At 59.9% G+C, this 20,156-nt stretch carries 16 protein-coding genes and 1 pseudogene; 12 read left to right on the forward strand and 5 right to left on the reverse strand.

The window, feature by feature from the left end; all coding sequences use genetic code 11:
* Positions 1-60 precede the first annotated feature (60 nt).
* A complete protein-coding gene (locus ABIE13_RS13400; protein WP_436278420.1) occupies positions 61-1,305 on the reverse strand; it encodes a class I SAM-dependent methyltransferase in 1,245 nt (414 codons plus the stop codon).
* 284 nt (positions 1,306-1,589) lie between these two features.
* Between ABIE13_RS13400 and ABIE13_RS13405 the strand changes: the two genes are divergently transcribed.
* Positions 1,590-3,866, forward strand: coding sequence for a protein-disulfide reductase DsbD family protein (locus tag ABIE13_RS13405; protein ID WP_436278412.1), 2,277 nt, complete (start codon positions 1,590-1,592; stop codon positions 3,864-3,866).
* A 623-nt stretch (positions 3,867-4,489) separates the two neighbouring features.
* Here ABIE13_RS13405 and ABIE13_RS13410 read toward each other — a convergent pair.
* Both ABIE13_RS13410 and ABIE13_RS13415 read right to left on the reverse strand, forming a co-directional pair.
* Positions 4,490-5,188: pseudogene (locus ABIE13_RS13410) on the reverse strand (TerC family protein); the annotation flags it as partial.
* A 341-nt stretch (positions 5,189-5,529) separates the two neighbouring features.
* Positions 5,530-6,384, reverse strand: a complete 855-nt coding sequence (locus ABIE13_RS13415; protein WP_354444184.1) for a 3-hydroxybutyryl-CoA dehydrogenase — start codon at positions 6,382-6,384, stop codon at positions 5,530-5,532.
* 378 nt (positions 6,385-6,762) lie between these two features.
* On the opposite strand from ABIE13_RS13415, the gene ABIE13_RS13420 reads away from it, so the two are divergent.
* Entirely contained in the window at positions 6,763-7,338 is a 576-nt protein-coding gene (locus ABIE13_RS13420) for a DUF2889 domain-containing protein (protein ID WP_354444186.1), read from the forward strand.
* Positions 7,339-7,360: 22 nt separating this feature from the next.
* On the opposite strand, the gene aroQ is transcribed toward ABIE13_RS13420, so the two are convergent.
* A complete protein-coding gene (gene aroQ, locus ABIE13_RS13425; protein ID WP_354444187.1) occupies positions 7,361-7,801 on the reverse strand; it encodes a type II 3-dehydroquinate dehydratase in 441 nt (146 codons plus the stop codon).
* Between the two features lie 246 nt (positions 7,802-8,047).
* Between aroQ and ABIE13_RS13430 the strand changes: the two genes are divergently transcribed.
* From ABIE13_RS13430 to ABIE13_RS13470, 9 genes are all read left to right on the forward strand, one after another.
* Complete coding sequence (locus ABIE13_RS13430) at positions 8,048-8,950, forward strand: LysR family transcriptional regulator (protein ID WP_354444188.1); 903 nt, start codon at positions 8,048-8,050, stop codon at positions 8,948-8,950.
* A gap of 126 nt (positions 8,951-9,076) precedes the next feature.
* On the forward strand, positions 9,077-10,231 hold the full coding sequence (locus tag ABIE13_RS13435; RefSeq protein ID WP_354444190.1) for a mandelate racemase/muconate lactonizing enzyme family protein: 1,155 nt from the start codon (positions 9,077-9,079) through the stop codon (positions 10,229-10,231).
* Between the two features lie 59 nt (positions 10,232-10,290).
* On the forward strand, positions 10,291-11,283 hold the full coding sequence (locus ABIE13_RS13440; protein ID WP_354444192.1) for a Bug family tripartite tricarboxylate transporter substrate binding protein: 993 nt from the start codon (positions 10,291-10,293) through the stop codon (positions 11,281-11,283).
* A complete protein-coding gene (locus tag ABIE13_RS13445) occupies positions 11,280-12,014 on the forward strand; it encodes an aspartate/glutamate racemase family protein (protein ID WP_354444194.1) in 735 nt (244 codons plus the stop codon). Before ABIE13_RS13440 ends, ABIE13_RS13445 begins: the two co-directional genes overlap by 4 nt.
* 160 nt (positions 12,015-12,174) lie before the next feature.
* A complete protein-coding gene (gene ttcA / locus ABIE13_RS13450) occupies positions 12,175-13,176 on the forward strand; it encodes a tRNA 2-thiocytidine(32) synthetase TtcA (RefSeq protein WP_436278421.1) in 1,002 nt (333 codons plus the stop codon).
* Between the two features lie 12 nt (positions 13,177-13,188).
* Positions 13,189-13,830, forward strand: a complete 642-nt coding sequence (locus ABIE13_RS13455; RefSeq protein WP_354444198.1) for a DUF4136 domain-containing protein — start codon at positions 13,189-13,191, stop codon at positions 13,828-13,830.
* A gap of 118 nt (positions 13,831-13,948) precedes the next feature.
* The gene (locus tag ABIE13_RS13460; protein ID WP_354444200.1) at positions 13,949-14,593 is read left to right on the forward strand and encodes a histidine phosphatase family protein; all 645 of its coding nucleotides are present in this window, start codon (positions 13,949-13,951) and stop codon (positions 14,591-14,593) included.
* Positions 14,577-15,758 (forward strand): DSD1 family PLP-dependent enzyme, encoded by a 1,182-nt coding sequence (locus ABIE13_RS13465; protein ID WP_354444202.1) that lies wholly within the window; start codon positions 14,577-14,579, stop codon positions 15,756-15,758. The genes ABIE13_RS13460 and ABIE13_RS13465 overlap by 17 nt, the downstream gene beginning before the upstream one ends.
* A gap of 79 nt (positions 15,759-15,837) precedes the next feature.
* Positions 15,838-17,607: a lysoplasmalogenase family protein gene (locus ABIE13_RS13470; protein ID WP_354444700.1), complete on the forward strand. Its 1,770-nt coding sequence runs from the start codon at positions 15,838-15,840 to the stop codon at positions 17,605-17,607.
* Here the strand turns inward: ABIE13_RS13470 and ABIE13_RS13475 are convergent.
* The gene (locus ABIE13_RS13475; RefSeq protein ID WP_436278413.1) at positions 17,599-18,075 is read right to left on the reverse strand and encodes an Lrp/AsnC family transcriptional regulator; all 477 of its coding nucleotides are present in this window, start codon (positions 18,073-18,075) and stop codon (positions 17,599-17,601) included. The genes ABIE13_RS13470 and ABIE13_RS13475 overlap by 9 nt on opposite strands.
* Before the next feature lie 152 nt (positions 18,076-18,227).
* On the opposite strand from ABIE13_RS13475, the gene glmS reads away from it, so the two are divergent.
* A complete protein-coding gene (gene glmS / locus ABIE13_RS13480; RefSeq protein ID WP_354444206.1) occupies positions 18,228-20,147 on the forward strand; it encodes a glutamine--fructose-6-phosphate transaminase (isomerizing) in 1,920 nt (639 codons plus the stop codon).
* Positions 20,148-20,156 lie beyond the last annotated feature (9 nt).

Here is a 20,156-nt window from a genome sequence, read left to right on the forward strand (position 1 = left end):
CAGAGGCCTCCCCTCGTATTCGGAGAGAAGTTTGTTTCAATGAGAGGCTAGGCGTGCCTCCTAGGACGAGGGGTACATCCAACGTCTCGACAACGGAATGCTGCCAGCGCTTTGGCCGCGGCGTCGGCACAAAACCTGAAAGAGCGACACTTCGTCATGCTCGAAAGCCCATTGACTGCCTACAAGATACATGCGCCAGATACGCCAGTGCTTCTCGTCCACAAGGGACTTCAGGTGTGCCCCACCGGCTTCAAAAGATTTACTCCAGAACTCCAGCGTACGCGCGTAATGGCGGCGAAGGTTTTCGGCGTCAATAGCCTCCAGGCCTCCCTGCTGCATGGTCGTCAGGACGGTTCCTATATGAGGTAACTCGCCTTGAGGGAAGACGTAGCGGTCTATGAATCTGCCGCCACCATGGCTCGTCTCGCCGTTTTGTGGATCGGTACTGGTAATACCGTGATTCAAGGCCCAGCCACCGGGTGTCAGAAGATCGTGGATGATGCGGAAATAGCCCGGCAGGTTTTTCAGGCCAACATGCTCGAACATACCTACGCTGGTGATGCGGTCAAAGGGGCCGCTGACGTCCCGATAGTCCTGCAAGCGGATTTCGATCTGATTCTGCAGACCTGCAGCCCGCACGCGCTCGGTGGCCAATTCGTGCTGGTTCTCTGAAAGGGTGATACCCACGCAGGTGGCCCCGAATTTCTCTGCCGCCCGCAGTACCAGTGCGCCCCATCCGCATCCTATATCCAGCAGTTTATGGCCTGGTTCGATGCGCAGTTTGGTCAAGATATGGTCTATCTTTTTCTGCTGAGCCTGCTCCAAGGTTTCCGTACCGGTTTCGAAGTAGGCACACGAATAGACCATGGCGGGATCCAGCCACTGCGCATAGAACTCGTTGGAGACGTCGTAGTGGTATTGGATCGCGGCCTTGTCATGCTCACGGGTGTGGTGGCCTGCTTCTGCAATGCGGTGGAGCAGGCGTTGCAGCAGGCCTTCTTGCTCCTCGGTAGTGCCATTTTCCGCCAGTCTGTGCGCCATATCGATCACATCCTGCACAGACCCGGTGACGTCGATATGGCCTTCCACATAGGCGCGGCCCAGGTTTTCGAGCGAGGGGGCCAGCAAGGCCGTAATTCCCGCAGCGTCCTTGACATCAACGGTCACGCGAGCAGTATCAAAGTTTCCCAGCGCGACAGCCGGGCCTCCGTGCCAGCGTACCTGCAACGGGAGATCAATTTTCTTGCGCAGCCGCTCTGCCCACGGGTTCAGGGCTGATGCGAGCTGCGAAGGATCAAGAGTCAGTCTCACGGGTTTCGCGCCTCCCTAAGTGCTGATCGAGAAAAAAAGAAAATCCACAAGAGCCTTCAGGCAGCAGACTTCAGCCTTCTGCCCGTCGACAATAGTAAAAAGTTACCATGAACGAAGAAAATTTGCACGGGTGGACCTGATTGCCCGCGCAACGTGTGTCCAATGGGCTTTCTGCCAAAGCTCTATAGTCAGTGTTTTGGCCCCTCTTTTGACAATGCCGCCCGGGAACCAAGCGCTCTCGTGGAGGTCCTATGGCGCTGCCTCTCCCTTCTTTTCCCATGAGAACGCTTTCTTTCTTCAGTGGTGTGTTGATCGCCGCCTTTGCCATGGCGGGCACGCTTGGGGTTACGCCCGTTGCTGCTCAGAACAACTCACTCAAGTCCACTGCATCCACGGAGCAGGTGCGCGCAGAGTTAATGGCTTATGCCCCGCAGGGTGTGCCGGTTGGCCAGACTGGTGCCCTGGCCGGCACCGGGGCGTCCGTGGCCGCGGGGCAATCCACTCAAGAGGCGCCGGTCTGGGTTGGCCTTCAACTGACGCATGCTCCCCATTGGCATACCTACTGGAAGAATTCCGGTGATTCGGGTTTGCCTACAGAGCTGGAATGGACATTGCCGCCAGGCGTCATGGCGGGAGACATCGCCTGGCCGTTGCCCAGGAAGTTTCCGATTGGCCAGTTGGCCAACTACGGCTATGACGGTACGGTTCTCCTGCCAGTCCCTCTGACCATCACCCCTGAATACAAGCCTTCGGCTTTCTCTAATACGCTGGATGTCAAGCTCAAGGCGAGCTGGCTGGTCTGTCGGCAAGAATGCATTCCACAGGACGCAGAATTTGCACTGCAGATTCCACTGCGCAGCTCCACGGCGCTGAACGGAAGTGCGTTCGAGGCTGCCTTCAAGAGCCAACCTCAACAGGTAGAGGGGGCGCATCGTATCGAGCTGCGCGATGGCGGAAAACGGCTCTCGGTAAGGGTTGAAGGCTTGCCCTCTGCATTGCAAGGCCAGGTCCTGGAAATGTTCCCCGAGACCCCGCAAGTCTTGCTGACGGCTGCCACCCCAGCTACTGCGGGACAGGCCCCAACACCTTCGACCTGGTCCCAGCGTTGGGATGGCAAGGTCTGGACCGCCGATTTTCCGCTCTCGCCCGATCGGTCCGAAAGTCCATCCATGATGCCCTTGGTGCTGGTCTCAGGGGGGCAAGGCTGGCGTGCTGAAGTGCCTGTAGAGGGGCCATGGCCCGCAGTCGCCCAGGCAGCTACAGTCTCACCGGCATTGGAAGCCGCGCTCAAGGCCAACGCAGATTCCCAGCCGACTACAGCCCCGCCCAACACCGCCGTTCCTGCGGCCACCTTCATGCTGGCTCTGGTGGGGGCTCTGATCGGCGGCTTGGTGCTGAACCTGATGCCTTGCGTGTTTCCGGTGCTGGCGATCAAGGTGCTGGGGTTTGCTCAGCACGCCCAGGACAAGCGTGCGCACCGCGTCAGTGGACTGGCCTATACGGCCGGCGTGGTTCTGTCCTTTCTGGCGCTGGGAGCACTCATGCTGGGGTTGCGCGCGGCTGGAGAGCAATTGGGCTGGGGCTTTCAGCTGCAATCGCCAGCGGTCGTCGCAGCGCTGGCAGTGCTGTTTACCGTGATCGGCCTGAACCTCGCGGGCCTGTTTGAGTTTGGGAGTTTCTTGCCTAGCCGCGTGGCGACCATGGAAGCCAAGCACCCTGCCGCCAACTCGTTTCTCACCGGTGTTCTGGCGGTGGCGGTGGCATCCCCCTGCACGGCGCCCTTCATGGGCGCTTCTCTGGGGCTGGCGGTGGGCTTGCCTGCTATGCAGGCACTGCTGGTGTTCGGCGCCATTGGCCTTGGTATGGCGCTGCCCTACCTGGCCGCCAGTTGGTTGCCCGCAGTGGCGCGCATGCTGCCCAAGCCTGGGGCGTGGATGATCGTCTTCAAGCAGTTCATGGCGTTTCCCATGTTCGGCACCGTGGCATGGCTCTTGTGGGTGCTGGGGCAGCAAAGCGGCATTGACGGTGCGGCCGCCCTGATCGCTTTACTGGTGGCGTTGGCCTTTCTACTCTGGGCCGTGGGTCTGGGAGGCCGCACGCGCTGGAGCATGACTGCTTTGTCTGCTCTGGCGCTGGTGCTGCTGGCGGGAGCCATCGGCCCCAACGTGGTCAAGCCCATGGAAGAGGCGCCCGCCTCGGCTTCAGTGTCCACGGGGCAGCGGTGGCAGCCCTGGTCTCATGAACGGGTAGCGCAAACACTGGCGGCGGGGCAGCCGGTGTTCGTGGATTTCACTGCTGCATGGTGCGTGACCTGTCAGTACAACAAGAAGACTACCCTGAACAACAGTGACGTGCTGGCCGCCTTTGATGCGGCCAAGGTTCAGACCTTGCGTGCAGACTGGACACGCCGCGACCCCGTCATCAGCGCAGAACTACAACGCCTGGGGCGCAGTGGTGTGCCCGTTTATGTGTTGCTGGCCCCTGGGCGAGACCCGGTGGTGCTGAGCGAAATCCTCAGCGTAGCCGATGTGAAGGCGGCCCTGGGGCGTATCTGATCTCCAAGGCCGGAGCCGAGCTGAGGTGAATAGGGCGCCAAGGCTATTTACTCTGCCAGCTCATTGACAAGAATCAGCAAGGTTCCCATGCTGGCAGCTGCACCATGCATGGCCCAGCCCGACTTGGCGGGCGTGAGTTCAGGAGCGACGGGCTCCAGATCTATTCCCGCCTTGGGCCGACGACCATCGAGCACCATCAATGCCCTGTTCTCCAGCCTCAAGCTACGTGTGACATCCAGCAGTGGCAGTGTAGCCAGCCGGCCCTCCACCGTGCTTCCATCCGCTTGCAAAACGGGCCTCAGTGCACTGAGGGCTTCGGCCATCCAGTCTTCTCGCCGCTGTTTGCGCGCTTCGGGGCTGGTCCATTGGCTGGCATGCCGAGTCAATTTCGGTGCACAGCCCATCACTATCCAGTTGCGTGGCCCCTCGATCGCTTTGCCCGCGGGCGCGGATTGCTGCCGCGCCAGGAACTCGGCGGCGTAGGCAGCGTCGTCGACATAGAGAATGACGGTTTCCATGCTGGACTCCTTCTTCAGGTGAGAATGCACCGGCCCAACCGGTGCGGAAATGGCAGCGAGAGCTTCCGCTGCGATAGGGTGGGTATGTCCATCGGTGGGTGCGATCGCTGCGGTGCGCTCACCTTTTGATTTGCGATTGGAAAGCCATGCGCCACCCAGCACCAGGACGATGCACGAGGCGATCACGGCCCAGCGAACCCAGGTGACTGGAGCCTCATCGGTGCCGAACCAGCGAGCCAGCAGGCGCTCCCCAACCAGCATGGAGCCGGCCGTGTAGGCCAGCACGCCTGCGCCTATGTAGATGATGGCCGGGAAGCGATCCACCAGCTTGAGCACCATGGTGGAGCCAAACACCATGATGGGCACACTGATGAGCAGGCCGATCACCACCAGGTCCATAGCGCCGTGCGCCGCGCCGGCCACGCCCAGGACGTTGTCGATGCCCATCAGCGCATCGGCGACGACAATGGTCTTCATGGCGCCCCAGAAAGTACTTGCGGCGGGCCCATGTTCGTCTTCACCACCTTCCTGGGCAGCTACCAACTTGTAGGCAATCCAGAGCAAACCCAGGCCACCGACCAGCATCAACCCCGGAACTTTCAGGAGCCAGACCACCACCAGGGTCATGGTGGTTCTGACGATAATGGCGCCGACCGTGCCCCAGACAATGGCCTTTTGCTGCAGGTGTTTTGGAACATTGCGCGCAGCCAGTGCAATGACGATGGCGTTGTCGCCCGCCAGAACCAGATCAATCAGGATGATGGCCAACAGGGCGGACCACCAGGGGGCAGAAAGAAACTCCATGACAGCAAACCTTCACAAGCGAGACAAAAACTGCCTGGCAGCGCTGAAGATGTTGCTGTTTTCGAAGGCTGCCTGAAATCAGACTTCGAAAGCAAAAACGACTTCGATCAGCCCTGCGCGGCGCGTGATCGAAGGTCTACTCGGCGGGTGTATCACGTAACGTAACAACCCCGCCCAACAGGTCGGGAGCGCGAAAACGCTCTGAGTTGACGGCCTGCCATAGGCCATGCTCATCACACGATGGCATGGCGCTGAGCTACTCCCCTTCGTTCAACAAGATTAGAGCACCCTCCAGAGGGGGGAGTATTCGGGCTTTCCCCGAGAGGGTGCTATCAGCGAACTTACTTGGCGTAGTTGTAAACGCCTTCGCCAGTCTTGCGGCCCAGACGGCCCGCCGCTACATATTCGCGCAGTAGAGGGCACGGCCGGTACTTGCTGTCGCCAAACTGTTCCAGGTAGACCTCCATCACAGCCAGGCAGACGTCAAGCCCCACCATGTCGGCCAATGCCAGGGGACCGATAGGATGGTTGCAACCCAGGCGCATGCCGGCGTCGATATCTTCAGGCGTCGCCAAGCCTTCCGACAGCACGAAGAAGGCTTCGTTGATCATGGGCACGAGGATGCGGTTGACGACAAAACCAGGCGCATTTTTCACTGTGATGGGCGACTTGCCCAGCCGGACCGCCAGATCCTTGACCGTGTCGTGCGTGGTGTCGGAGGTCTGCAGTCCGCGGATGATTTCCACCAGCGCCATCATGGGCACTGGGTTGAAAAAGTGCATGCCAACGAACTTGTCTGCACGCTTGGTCACCGCAGCCAACTGCGTGATCGAGATCGAAGAGGTATTGGTCGCGATGATGACGTCAGGCTCAAGCAGGTCGTCCAATTGCTTGAGGATCTTGTTTTTCAGATCGTGGTTTTCTGTAGCGGCTTCTATCACCATCTGGGCCCCCTGAAGGGCGTCGTAGCTGGTACTGCCCTTGATCCGGCCGAGTGCGGCAGCCTTGTCTGCTTCCGTGATTTTTTCTTTCTGCAGCAAGCGATCCAGGCTTTTTTCTATGGTCGCAATGCCTTTGTCGACCGCGGCTTGCGCGATGTCGACCATGACGACGTTAACGCCAGATACGGCGCAGGCTTGCGCAATGCCATTTCCCATGGTGCCCGCGCCCACGATGCCAACGGTAGTGATGCTCATGTCAGTGTTCTCCGTGAAGTAAAAGTGCCGGCAGGTCGCGCCGGCATCAATTCGAAAATGTGAACTTGCGGGTGGATTATCCGGGGTTGTGACCGGTCGCTATCGCCAAAGGCGGCGCGTGCGCGACAGCTCAAGGATCTGAGCGTGGACAAAAGTAATCAAAACCGGCACGGTGGGTGCAGGATAAACAGCAGCTCAAGGCCTCAGCATCGTCTCTCCGGCTACAGAAAAAAATGCTGCCTGTGCGGACTTTGGGGCTACGGGAGTATCCTTGGGCATGAGCACCCGCCCTTTTTTTGTGGTCGCATCCATGTGCCACGCCCTTCCTGGGCATCGCGCTCGGAGTCGACTTCCCGGTATATCCATCGTGTAATTTCAATGCCGCTCACTGCCCCTGCTACCCGACGCGAGGTTCACCACCGCGTGATCGACATGAAAACTTATGCCCGGGACGATGGTCTTTTCGACGTCGAAGCCCATTTGGTGGACACCAAGCCGTTTGATTTTTCGCCGCTGGTTGTACCCAAGCATGTGCCTGCCGGAGCTCCCATTCACGATCTCTGGATTCGCCTTACGGTAGATGGCGACTATGTCGTCAGGGCGATCGAGGCGTCATCGGATGTCACGCCCTACGACATCTGCAAGGGTGCCGAAGATACGCTTTCTGTACTGATTGGGGAGCCCTTGGCCCGCGGCTGGTCTGCCAAGGTGAAAGAGCGCCTGCGAGGCTCAGCGAGCTGCACCCACCTCATGGAGATGTTGATTCCCCTGGCTACCACGGGGTTGCAAGGTATCTGGGGTTCGGATGCGACCCGGTTCAAGACCTTGGTTTCCGACGGGGGTGCAACCAAGGTGGACAGCTGTTATGCCTATAGCCGCCACCGCGCAGTGGTGAAGATGCATTGGCCTGACCGCTATGTGCCCGCTGAGAGCCAGAACGATCAGTTGGGGTAGGCGGAGATACTTCGACTTCGGGTTACTCGGGCAGTGCGCTTAGAGCAGCCCGTAGCCCTAGCAAGTAACTGTCCGCCCCAAATCCGCAGATTTGCCCACGTACGATATCTGCGAAAACCGAGTGGTGACGGAATTCTTCACGTGCGTGAATATTGGACATGTGCACTTCCACAATGGGGCAGGTAAGGATGTCCAGTGCATCGCGGATGGCGTAGCTGTAGTGCGTCCAGGCGCCGGCATTGATGAGCACGGCATCCTTGCCTTCGGTAAACGCGGCATGGATTCGCTCGCACATGGCGGCTTCGCTGTTGGTCTGAAAGCACTCCACCGCAGCGCCCAGTTGCTGGCCCAGCGCTTGCAAACGCGTATCGATTTCCTGCAGGGTCACGGTGCCGTACTGCTTCGGATCTCGCTTGCCGAACATATTGAGATTGACTCCGTGGAGGGTCAGAATTTTTTTCATGCGAGCCTTTTTTGTTTCAACCCTGAATTTTGCCGCGTGTTGCTCCGCCTTTGTCGCTTGAATTGGTGGAGGCGGAGAATGTACGGAGAAGGCCACACAGTAACCGGGACTGGTTGCGAATCCTGGTATACCTGACATAGACCTTGCGCTGAAAGCCTATGATCTGATGGAACCACACTAGGGGGCTGTTCGATCAGCTGCCTCCGCGCACGAAGCACCACCACTCGAACCTCGACAAGAACCGCCATGTCTGATGACCTCCGATCACTGCGCCTGTTCGTCGCGGTGGCTGAGCACGGCAGTATTAGCCGCGGTGCCGAGCATTGCCATCTGGCTCTTGCGGCGGCCAGCAAGCGCATGGCAGAAATGGAAGCGCGTGCGAGACTGCCGCTGTTGATCCGGCACGCGCGTGGCGTGGTCTTGACGCCAGCCGGGCACGCGCTACTGGCCCATGCGCGCATGGTGCTGCTGGCGCTGGACCGCATGAACGCCGAGCTCGATGACTTCCATCATGGTGTCACCGGTGTCGTGCGGATCGCGGCCAACGCTTCGGCGATTGCGCAATTTCTACCGGCCCAGATCGGCTCGTTCCTGAGGCAGCATCCCGGCCTGAAGATCGACTTGCAGGAACACGCCAGTACCGAAGTGGCCAAGATCGTGAGCAGCAGCCTGGCCGACATCGGCGTGCTCGAAAGCCAAACGCAGGTAGAGAATCTGCAATGTCTTCCCTACCGTGAGGACGAACTGGCTGTCGTGGTCGGCCTGGAGCATCCGTTGGCCCAGCGCCGGCATCTGGACGTGACCGAGCTGCTGCGTCACGAACACATCGTCGTACGCGAAGGCACGGCCCTGTACCGACTGCTGCACACCAATGCCACCCAATTGGGTCTTTCGCTCAAGGTGCGTATGCAGGTCGGCAGCTTCGACATCGTCTGCCGCATGGTGGAAGAAAGCGTGGGCATTGGACTGCTGCCGCGCGCGGCTATCGCTCCTCAACTGGCCACCATGCGCCTGCGTTGCCTGCAGCTCGATGCACCCTGGGTCCACCGCAAACACCTGCTGTGCGTGCGGCAGGTGGAAGGATTGACTGTGGCGGCGCGGGCGGTACTGGATTTCCTGGGCACCCCGGAAACCCTGCCTCAGCATTGATCTTTGATACGACAAGCCTTCGCGAAACGCGAAGGCTCGCTGTATCAATGCCGAATTGTCCGGGCGCAGACGCGATGAAATAATTTCCGCGATGCCACTGAAAAGACTACCCGGAGACCCCGCAGCATGAAGATTGTCCGCGTCAGCGCCACACCACTGTTCATACCCGTGACCGTGGACGTACTGGGTTTGAACAAGACTACATCACTTTCGTTGTGCCTGACGGAAGTGGAGACCGATGACGGTCTGGTCGGACACGGTATGACCGCCATCACAGAGGAGGAGGTGATTGCCTCCATCGTGCGCGAAGTCGCAGGGCCGGCCCTGATAGGCGAGGATCCGATGGCCACCGAACGCTTGTGGGAAAAGCTTTACTGGCTGCTCTCGCCGCGTGGTCAGACCGGCTATGCCAGCCATGCCATGGCTGCGCTAGACATCGCCTTGTGGGACCTCAAGGCACAAGCCTTGAAACAACCGCTGTGGCGTCTGCTGGGCGGAGCACGCCAGCGCGTGCCTGTCTATGCCACCTTTGGGTTCGGTTTCTTCGAACGCGATGAGTTGGCTGCTGCGGCCAAGTTGTGGGTCGACCAAGGTTTCAAGCGCTTGAAAATGACCGTTGGCGGTCATGCGTTGGCGCGACGCGATGAGCCGCGCCCGATCGACGCGGTGATCGCGGAAGACGTGCGCCGCGTAGCGGCCGTGCGGGAAGCCGTGGGGCCGGATGTCAAGCTCTACGTGGATGCCAACTGCGGGCTCGATTTGTTCCATGCGACAGAGCTGGCGCAGCGCATCGAACCCTATGGCATCAGCTTTTTTGAGGAACCGCTGACGCAAAACGACGTGCGCCAGATGGCCCAACTGCGCAAGCGCACCAGCATTCCGCTGGCCTGCGGCCAGAACGAAGGCTTGGCCTTCCGCTTCCGCGACTTGTTGGTGGAACAGGCGGCAGACGTGCTTCAACCCAACGTGACGATTTCGGGCGGTTATTCGCAGTGCCTGAAGATCGCCGGAATGGCGCAAGCGTTCAACATACCGATTGATAACGGCGGCGCCTGGCCTTTCCACAATATGCACCTGCATGCCGGTGTGGCCAACGGCGGAATGGTCGAGTACCACTACGTGGCGGTACAGATGCTGCGCCAGGTTTTTAACGATCTGCCAGAGCCGAAGGACGGATGGATGACGCTGTCCGAGCGGCCTGGGCTGGGCTTTGCACCTGACCCGGAGCGAGTCAAGGAGTTGGCTAAACGACCACTGTCTGGCGGCAAAGGCAAAGCCTGATCCCAAAGCCAACCTGCCTGGGCCACTGCCCTACCGACAAAAAAAATGGAGACCTCCCGATGAACTTGCCTACTCATTCCGTCCGGCGCCGATGGCTGGCTGCCCTGGCCCTGACCAGCGCCCTGGCGCCCGCTTTCAGCTGGGCCCAAGCGGACTACCCGAATCGGCCCATCCGCCTGCTGGTGGGCTATGCTGCCGGCGGTGGCGTGGATGGCGCTGCACGCTTGTTAGCCAATCAGCTCTCCCAGCAGCTCGGTCAACCGGTTGTGGTCGAAAATCGTGCCGGCGCTACGGGCCAGATCGCAGCCGATGCGGTGGCCAAGGCGGCGCCTGACGGCTACACCCTGCTGGTGAGTGAAAGCGCTTTGATGATTGCGCGGGCCTTGCAGCCGACACAGTCGGTCGACCCTCTGACTGCATTCAATCCCGTGGCGGGCCTTTTCGTCACTCCGCTGGTCATCATTAGCAACAGTGATTTTCCGGCCCGCACGCCCGCCGATCTGGTGCGTGAACTCAAGCGCAACCCGGGCAAACTGTCCTATGCCACATCGGGCGTCGGTACCGTGCACCATATGGGGTTCGAGGTCCTCAAGCAGGAGACCAATACCTTTGCGTTGCACGTGCCGTACCGAGGTGCATCACAGATTGTGCCGGACGTGATCAGCGGTCAAGTGCAGTTGGGCGTGGTGAGTTTGACCGCCGCAACGGCTCAGGCCAAAGCTGGTCGCGTGCGCGCCCTGGCCCTGATGAGCCGCGAGCCGGTGCCCGGTGCCGAAAGCATACGGCCGTTGGCAGATGCGGTGCCCGGGTTCAATGTGGAGCCACGTCTGTTCCTGCTGGCGCCGGCCGGTACACCTGCAGCCATCACCACCCGGCTGTCAGCCGCCGTCAAGACCGCTCTGGAACAACCCGAGACAGTCCGGGGCTCGCTCGCGCAAGGTCTGCCAATCTCCTTTCTCGGCGCCCAGGAGTTACAGAAGGCGATGAAGGACGAAGGGGCGCACTGGCTGCGCATAGTCCGTGAGCGCAAGCTGACGGCCGAAGGAAAATGAACACGCTTGCGCATTTGGGGTTGATCGTTCCTCCAGCGGATGGCGCAGTGCCGCCCGAAGGGGCTGCCTTATACGCCGGCCGAGCTCAGTTCAGCGCACGCGGACTTGGGCTCGCTGAAATCTCCAACCGCGGCTACAACGCCGTGATTGACCGCGTGGCAGAGCTGGCTCGCGAGCTGGCGGATGCCGGGGCACTGGCGCTTTCCCTCATGGGTACCTCGCTCAGCTTCTACCGTGGCGGACGAGCCAACGAAGATCTGAAGCGCACCATGGCACAAGCGAGCGGCCTGGCTTGCACCACCATGAGCGATGCTGTGGTTAACGGCCTGCGCAGAATGAACGCTCAACGGGTAGCTGTGGCGACCGCCTACATTGACGAAGTCAATCATCAGCTCGATGCGTTCTTGCGCGAGTCAGGCTTCTCACCCACTGTCGTTCGCGGCCTGTCCATCACCGATGTACAAGCGGTCGCTGACGTCCCGCCAGCCGTGCTGGCCGATTTGTGTCGCGAGGTATACCGCGCCCAACCTGGTGCCGATGCCATTCTGATCTCTTGCGGTGGTCTGCGCACACTAGCTGCTACTCAGCTCGTCGAGGCCGAGCTGGGCGTTCCCGTTGTCTCCAGCTCACCGGCTGGCTTCTGGGATCTCATGTGCACCGCGGGGCTACCGGCGCACAGCCAGGGGCATGGTCGGCTTTTTGAGCTTCCTACGGCATCCTCCTCTGGTTGAGCACCCCCGACGCCTCTTTGGAAAACCTTTCAGCCAGGACTGAGAACGAGCGTCAAAAGGGTCAGGAGATGCAAGAAGAATCCCTTCTTGGTCCTGGATTTTGTCGCTTGTTGCGCCACCGGGCTCCTGAAATAGGACAATCGGGGGTATGAGCACTCTGATGGCACCCGAACAAACATTGGCCTCGCCGGCCGAAACCGGCCCCGCCGCCCGTAGCAAAGCTGAGCGCGAAGCGCTCAAGCTGGAGAAGCGGCTTTGCCGCCAAGTTGGTCAGGCCATAGCCGATTTCAACATGATCGAGGCGGGCGACCGCGTGATGGTATGCCTGTCTGGCGGCAAGGACAGCTACGGCATGCTCGACATACTGATGAAGCTGCAAAGCAGGGCGCCTGTGCCGTTTGAGTTGGTGGCGGTGAACCTGGACCAGATGCAGCCCGGTTTTCCAGCGCATATCCTGCCGGACTATCTAAAGGGCCTGAACATTGAGCATCACATCGAGACCCAGGACACCTACAGCATTGTCAAAGCCAAGATTCCTGAAGGCAAGACCACCTGCAGCCTGTGTTCACGTCTGCGCCGTGGAATTCTCTACAGCGTGGCACGCCGCCTGAAGTGCAACAAGATCGCCTTGGGTCACCACCGAGACGACATGTTGCAGACCTTCTTTCTTAATATGTTTTTCGGCGGCAAGATCAAGGGTATGCCTCCCAAGCTGACGAGTGACAACGGCGAGTTTGTCGTCATCCGCCCGCTTGCCAATGTGCCGGAGAAAGACCTGATCGATTGGGCCGCACACCGCGAATTCCCCATCATTCCTTGCAATCTGTGTGGAAGCCAGGAAAACCTGCAGCGCAAGGTCGTCGGAAACATGCTGCGAGACTGGGACAAGAAATTCCCCGGGCGGCTGGAAACCATGTTCACCGCTCTGCAGAATGTGGTTCCGTCCCATTTGATGGACAGCTCCTTACATGACTTCAAGAGCCTGCAGGCCACCGGCATACCAGATGAGGATGGTGACAAGGCGTTCGATGAGGAACGTTTCGAGGCGCCAGCGATCTCAACACTAGGCTCTCTCCGCTGGGCGGCTGCACCAAGTGCATCCTCTTGCGGCTCATCGAGCGAACCCCCTGCCTCCGCGGTTTTGGCGGAGGCCGTCAAATAGAAGGAGGGCGCCATGCGCAATATCTTCGTTGTGTTGTTGGCCACCGTGCTTCTGAGTGCCTGCGCTGTAGGCCCCCGCACCGTGGATGCTTCTGTACAGACTACCGCCGCTAGAGCACCTGGCGCGGCCGTGCTGACTGGTGCCCATTACCAATTTGAACGCGGCCAGCAGTTGGTGGGCCAGCCTCCCCCCGAACGCCTGGAGGCTATGGCGAAAGATGCGCTGGCGCGCGTCGGATTGATCCATGACGAAGCCAGGCCTCGTCTGGGTGTTCAGGTCACAGGCAACGTGGGCGCCTACTGGGACAACGGTGGCTACGGACGTTCTGGTTGGTCGTTCGGGCTGGGAATGGGCCGGGGCTTCAGAGGCGGCGGAGTGGGTTTTGGCATTGGTGCGCCCCTCTGGGACCCCGACATACCTTTTTACGTGAGCGAGGTTTCCGTCTTGATTCGCGACCTTCAAAGTGGCCAGATTGTCTACGACACCCGCGCGCGCCACGAGGGGCCCTGGCACGATACAGAGAACGTGTTGGCGGCATTGTTTACCGCAGCATTGGAAGGCTATCCTGCCCCCGGTCTGGCGAGCCGCCGCGTGGCAGTCCCACTGCTGCCACCACCTCCTGCCCCCAAAGCGCCACCCGGAACGACTCCCTGAGCGAGCGCGCCACAAGAACGCAATACCGATAAGCAAGAGCAGGCCGGAGGCGGTTTCAGATTCATTTTTGGTTCGGCGCGCCGTGCTCAAATCACGCCATCAGTGGCATGATGGCGCCATGGAATCTACCCGCATTATTGCCGTACGCCATGGAGAAACCGCCTGGAATCGGGACACTCGTATCCAGGGGCACCTGGATATTGAACTCAACAGCCGAGGCCGTGCTCAAGCCGCTCATCTCGCCAGAGCGCTGGCCGACAGTGAGTCCATTGATACCATCTACAGCAGTGATCTAGCTCGCGCCAAAGCGACTGCTCAAGCTGTGGCCGATGCCACCGGCGCGCCCCTCACACTGACGCCCGATCTACGCGAGCGATGCTTCGGTGATTTCCAGGGCCTCACGTTCACTCAAATCAGTGAGACCTTGCCCGAAGAGGCTCAGAAATGGCGCAAACGCGATCCCGACTGGGCACCGCCAAACGGGGGGGAGTCCTTGCGCGCTCTTCAGCTTCGTTTGGCCGAAACCGTGAATCTGCTGGCGGCCCGTCATGTGGGCCAGCAGATTGCCTTGTTTACCCATGGTGGCGTGCTGGATATGCTTTATCGCCTTGCTACAGGACTGGGCCTGCAAGATGCGAGAACCTGGCAACTGGGCAATGCTGCGGTCAATCGCCTGCTGTGGACGCCTTCTGGCCTGACCCTTGTCGGCTGGGGCGATGAAACGCATCTGGAAGGGGCCTCACTTGATGAAACCACCACCTGAAGCTGAAGACCTGCCTCCACGCTTGCTCGGCCTGATCGGCCAAGGCGTAGAGAGCATCGAAACGCCGGCATTGGTAGTGGACGCCGATGCACTGGGCAGGAACATCCGCCGTATGGCTGATTTCGCCACACGGCACCATATGCGGCTGCGCCCACATGCCAAGATGCACAAGAGCGTGGAGATCGCCCGGCTGCAAATGCAGGCCGGTGCCGTAGGCATTTGCGTGCAGAAGGTATCAGAGGCCGAGGTGATGGCGGCCGGAGGCCTCAACGATATCTTCATCTCCAATGAAATCATCGCGGCGCCCAAGCTCCTGCGCGTGGCGGCCCTGGCCTACCAGATGCAGCAGCGGGGTGGCCGCCTGGCTATTGCGGTCGATAGCCACGAAGGCATAGAAATGCTGGCTCACGCCATGCGAATGACCAATGCTTCCATCGATGTGTTTCTTGAGATCGACGTGGGGCAAGGACGTTGCGGCGCGCCCGCAGGTCCGGAGGCGGCCCGACTGGCGCTGGAGATCGAACGCGGCGCTGCTCAACTTCGCTTTGCGGGATTGCATGCCTACCACGGAGGCGCGCAGCATTTGCGCACGCCTGACGAACGGCGCATGGCCATCTCGCATGCTGCCGAAGCAGTGGGCAAGGTCTGCAGCCTGTTGTCAGCTGCTGGCATCGAGGTTCCGTTGGTCACGGGGGCGGGTACCGGAACCTTCTCGCTCGAAGCCGCCAGCGGCGCATGGCATGAATTGCAGCCCGGCAGCTACCTGTTCATGGATGCCAGCTACGCGCGCAATCATCAAGACAACACGCAGCCACGCTTCGAGCACGCGCTGTTCGTCAAGTCGCAGGTCATCAGCGTGTCGGCAGACAGGGTGGTGGTGGATGCTGGCCACAAGAGCCACGCCATCGATTCAGGTCTGCCGCTGGTGCATTCATTGCCAGGTCAGGCTTCGCTGACCTATGCCGACGCTGGAGACGAACATGGCATTTTGCGCCTTGCCTTAGGCGGCTTGCTGCCGCTTTTGGGCGCGACTGCCTGGTTGATTCCCGGCCATTGCGATCCCACCGTCAATTTGCACGACTTCATGATTTCCGTGCGAGGCGGTTTGCAGGAAGGACGCGTGGAATCCATCATTCGGGTGGATGGGCGCGGGGCCGTTCAATGAAGCTCAGCCTTCTTCGTTAACCGATCTCCACGCAGTTGGTCAAGGCGCCTGCGACCGCACCCTTCCCAGCCTCAAGATGATGCCCTCACCCAGTCAGATCATTGTCTTTGCTACCCCCGTCTTCCTGGTGCTGATTCTCTTGGAATGGGCTTGGGGAAAACGCAAGCAGCGCAACACCTACCGCATGGCCGATGCGATCAACAGCCTTGGCCTGGGGGTTCTCAGTCAGATCAGTGCGGTCTTCATGAGCCTGCTTCGCATAGGCATCTACACGGCTGCTTTCGAATACGTCGCCCTATGGCGGGCAGATGCATTCTGGACAAGCTGGTATGGATGGTTGGTGGCACTGCTGTTCTACGATCTGTGCTACTACTGGCTGCACCGCATGGGGCACGAGAGCGCAGTGCTATGGGCCGCGCACGTGGTGCACCACCAAAGCCAGCATTACAACCTGAGCACGGCCTTGCGGCAGACCAGCTCGGGTGCACTGCTGGGCTGGATCTTCTATCTGCCCATGGCCCTGGCGGGCGTGCCACCCGTGGTCTTTGGCGTGGTCGCTTTGATCGATTTGCTCTACCAATTCTGGGTCCACACCGAACACGTGCCCAAGCTGAGCTGGTTTGACCGATGGTTCTGCTCGCCTTCCAATCACCGCGTCCACCATGCCGTCAATGACCGCTACCTGGACAAGAACTACGGTGGCATCCTGATCATCTGGGACCGAATTTTCGGCAGCTTCAAGGAAGAGGACGAGCGGGAAAAGCCTCTCTACGGCACGCGGGCGCCTCTGAATTCCTGGGACCCCCTCTGGGCCAACGCAGAGGTGTACTGGGCCCTCGCGCAGGACTCCTGGAGAGCGCGCCGATGGTCAGATAAACTGCGCGTTTGGCTCAAACCCCCTGGCTGGCGCCCGCCCGATGTGGCCGCGCGCTGGCCTAAGTCCCCCTTCGATATCACCACTGTGCGTCTTTTTGAGCCTCCTGTCAGCCGCGGCGTGCAATGGTTTGCCGGCATCCAGTTCATCGCGCTGCTCGCGGGGGCTGCCTTGTTCCTATGGCGTGCGGATTCTGCCCCGCTTATCGACTCGGCGCTTTGGTTCGGTGTTTTGCTCGCAGGCCTCTGGGCAGTGGGTGGGCTGTTGCAAGGGCGTATTGGCATCTGGCAGGTGTTGATGATCGAATCAGCCGCTTTGGCCTCAGTCACAGCCGCACTTGGCCTGATGGATGGGCATCGCGTATTCAAACCCATGGTCATGGTGTGCGCCATCGCGTTCGTGGCCACCCGTGTTCGGGCTCTGCAAGCACCCACAGACAAATCCAGGATTCGCTTTGAGCTTCTGCTCGCCCTGGGCCTTGGATTTTCCATGCTGGGCGACGTGGCGCTCATGTTCGAAGGCTATTTCATTCCGGGTTTGATGGCTTTCCTGTTCGCGCACCTGACCTACATTGCTTTGTTCAAACGAGGCGTGTCCTGGTTCCCCAGCCGTGGTGCGTTGCTGGCTACGCTGTCCATAGGCTTGGGCATGTATGCCTTCCTCTGGGTGGGCGGCCTGCCTCCTGCCTTGCGGATACCTGTGGCGGCGTATGTCATCGTGATTGCTCTCATGGCAGCACAGGCCATTGGGCGTTTCCGGGCCAGCGGCGATAGAGAGAGCCTCATGGTGGCCTTGGGGGCTAGTGTCTTCATGCTGAGCGACGCCTTGCTGGCCATCAACCGCTTTGTGACGCCTTTCCCTTTGGCGCAACTGGGGGTCTTGGTCACCTACTACGTGGCGCAGATTCTGATCACGGTTTACGCACGCCCAGTACGAGCTCCTCAGGTGCGTCCAACGATACTTGAATCAGCTTGAGGCTTTTAACGGCAGTCGCGTGTCGAACTTGCCTCGTTTGACTGAGAAAAAAGCCTTCACGTTGCGAACGTTGGCATCTTGCGTAAACAGCCGTTGCGCCAAGGCCTGGTACTCAGGCATGTCGTGCACCCTAACCATCAGTATGAAGTCTGGCCCCGGACTGACCCGGTAGCACTGCGTGACGGCTGCATCAGCAACCGCAAAGGCCTCAAAAGCATTCAGGTGCTCGTCGCCCTGGCGGTCTAGTGAGACTTCCACCACCGCTGTAAGCCCGTGGCCTTGCAGGGCTGCCATTTTGTCTTCATTCAGCAGCGCAACTTGTGCGGCAATCAACCCCGCATCACGCAAGCGCCGTATTCGTCTGAGGCAAGTGGGCGCGGAGATCCTGGTCAATTCTGCCAGGGACTGGTTACTGAGACTGGCATCTCGCTGGAGTTGATCCAGCAAAAGCCAGTCAATGTCATCCATGATTATTTCATTCATAAAATCAATGAATATGAAATATAAATTCAAACGTGATAATTGTAGATAGATTATTTCATTTTCTATTTAATAATTTATCAAAAATTTCATGACCCCTGGCGTACGATGGCCCATCTCCCTCACAAAGAGCCTCAAGTATGTGCGGCATCGTCGGCGCGGTCTCCACGCGCAACATCGTTCCTATACTCGTCCAGGGCCTGCAGCGCCTTGAATACCGCGGCTACGACTCCTGCGGCGTCGCCGTTCACGCTGCTGACTCAGCGTCGCCTGCGACCAGCACGCGTCTCAAGCGGCTGCGTGGTATTGCGCGTGTCTCTGATCTGGGCACTCAGGCTGAGCAGCAGAAGCTGGTCGGGGTCACCGGCATAGCGCATACACGCTGGGCAACCCACGGCGCGCCGGCGGTTGCCAATGCGCATCCCCACGTCAGCCGTGGTCCCGTGCCAGAAGGCATGAGCGGTGAGCAGGCCGCTGACCGGCCTGCGCGCGTGACCCTGGTGCACAACGGCATCATTGAAAACCATGAGGCCTTGCGAGCAGAGTTGCTCGCGCGTGGCTATTTTTTCACCAGCCAGACCGACACGGAAACCGTGGTCCACTTGATAGACAGCCTCTACGAGGGTGATCTGTTCCAAGCCGTCCAGGCGGCAGTGCAGCGGTTGCATGGCAGCTATTCCCTGGCTGTGCTGCATCGAGATGAGCCCCACCGTCTGGTCGGAGCTCGGGAAGGATCGCCCCTTGTGCTGGGCTTGGGCTCAGATGGTCAGGAGAATTTTCTCGCCAGCGACGCCATGGCGCTGGCCGGCGTCACAGATCAGATCGTCTATCTGGAAGAAGGCGATGTCGTGGACGTCCAGTTGGGCAAGTACTGGATCACAGACCGCACCACGCAAAGCGTGACCCGTCCGGTCAAAACGGTGCACGCCATGAGCGGCGCCGCGGAACTGGGGCCTTACCGGCACTACATGCAAAAAGAGATCTTCGAGCAGCCCCGCGCCGTAGCAGATACCCTGGAAGGTGTACAAGCCGTGGTGCCAGAGTTGTTTGAGGCTGCGAACAACCACGCACCTGGGGAGGGTGCCTACGCGACCTTCCGGAAGGTGGACAAGGTCCTGATTCTTGCTTGCGGCACCAGTTACTACTCAGGCTGCGTGGCGAAATACTGGCTGGAAGCCATTGCCAAGATTCCCTGCCAGGTCGAGATTGCCAGCGAATATCGTTATCGCGAATCCGTGCCAGATTCCAAGACGCTGGTGGTCACCATCAGCCAGTCTGGTGAAACCGCTGACACCCTGGCTGCTCTGCGCCATGCGCAAAGCCTGGGCATGCCACACACTCTCACCGTGTGCAATGTAGCTACCAGTGCCATGGTGCGAGAGTGCAAGCTGGCCTATATCACCCGTGCTGGTGTGGAAATCGGAGTAGCTTCCACCAAGGCATTCACTACCCAGTTGGTGGGCCTGTTTCTGCTCACTTTGGCGCTGGCCCGCGCGCGGGATCTGCTCACGGACGAGCAAGAGGCCGATCACCTGACTGCCATGCGCCACTTGCCCATGGCGCTGCAAGCGGTGCTGGCCCTGGAGCCCCAGATCATTGATTGGGCGGAGCAATTCACCACGAAGGAAAACGCCCTGTTCCTTGGTCGTGGCCTGCATTACCCGGTGGCCCTGGAGGGCGCTCTGAAGCTCAAGGAGATCACCTACATTCATGCCGAAGCGTATGCCGCGGGCGAACTCAAGCACGGCCCTCTGGCCCTGGTGACCAGCGCCATGCCGGTGGTCACCGTGGCGCCTAACGATGCGCTGCTGGAAAAGCTCAAGAGCAATATGCAGGAGGTGCGGGCGCGCGGAGGTGTACTTTACGTGCTGGCGGATGCCGATACCCACATTGCCTCCAGTGAAGGCATCCACGTGATCCGCATGCCGGAGCACTATGGCGCTCTTTCCCCCATCTTGCATGTGGTTCCCCTGCAGCTACTGGCCTATCACACGGCGGTAGCGCGTGGCACGGATGTCGATAAGCCAAGGAACCTGGCTAAATCGGTGACAGTGGAGTAGCTAAGTGGC

The sequence above is a fragment of the Ottowia thiooxydans genome (assembly GCF_040548795.1).
Taxonomy (GTDB): domain Bacteria; phylum Pseudomonadota; class Gammaproteobacteria; order Burkholderiales; family Burkholderiaceae_C; genus Ottowia; species Ottowia thiooxydans_A.

Bases quoted from the DNA above. Each gene is read 5' to 3' on its own strand.
- ABIE13_RS13415 (WP_354444184.1), bottom strand. From the start codon at position 6,384: ATGAGCATCACTACCGTTGGCATCGTGGGCGCGGGCACCATGGGAAAT.
- ABIE13_RS13470 (WP_354444700.1), top strand. From the start codon at position 15,838: ATGCCCTCACCCAGTCAGATCATTGTCTTTGCTACCCCCGTCTTCCTG.
- ABIE13_RS13435 (WP_354444190.1), top strand. From the start codon at position 9,077: ATGAAGATTGTCCGCGTCAGCGCCACACCACTGTTCATACCCGTGACC.
- glmS (WP_354444206.1), top strand. From the start codon at position 18,228: ATGTGCGGCATCGTCGGCGCGGTCTCCACGCGCAACATCGTTCCTATA.
- ABIE13_RS13445 (WP_354444194.1), top strand. From the start codon at position 11,280: ATGAACACGCTTGCGCATTTGGGGTTGATCGTTCCTCCAGCGGATGGC.
- ABIE13_RS13455 (WP_354444198.1), top strand. From the start codon at position 13,189: ATGCGCAATATCTTCGTTGTGTTGTTGGCCACCGTGCTTCTGAGTGCC.
- ABIE13_RS13475 (WP_436278413.1), bottom strand. From the start codon at position 18,075: ATGGATGACATTGACTGGCTTTTGCTGGATCAACTCCAGCGAGATGCC.
- ABIE13_RS13430 (WP_354444188.1), top strand. From the start codon at position 8,048: ATGTCTGATGACCTCCGATCACTGCGCCTGTTCGTCGCGGTGGCTGAG.
- ABIE13_RS13440 (WP_354444192.1), top strand. From the start codon at position 10,291: ATGAACTTGCCTACTCATTCCGTCCGGCGCCGATGGCTGGCTGCCCTG.
- ABIE13_RS13405 (WP_436278412.1), top strand. From the start codon at position 1,590: ATGAGAACGCTTTCTTTCTTCAGTGGTGTGTTGATCGCCGCCTTTGCC.
- ABIE13_RS13420 (WP_354444186.1), top strand. From the start codon at position 6,763: ATGCCGCTCACTGCCCCTGCTACCCGACGCGAGGTTCACCACCGCGTG.
- ABIE13_RS13460 (WP_354444200.1), top strand. From the start codon at position 13,949: ATGGAATCTACCCGCATTATTGCCGTACGCCATGGAGAAACCGCCTGG.
- ABIE13_RS13465 (WP_354444202.1), top strand. From the start codon at position 14,577: ATGAAACCACCACCTGAAGCTGAAGACCTGCCTCCACGCTTGCTCGGC.
- ttcA (WP_436278421.1), top strand. From the start codon at position 12,175: ATGGCACCCGAACAAACATTGGCCTCGCCGGCCGAAACCGGCCCCGCC.
- aroQ (WP_354444187.1), bottom strand. From the start codon at position 7,801: ATGAAAAAAATTCTGACCCTCCACGGAGTCAATCTCAATATGTTCGGC.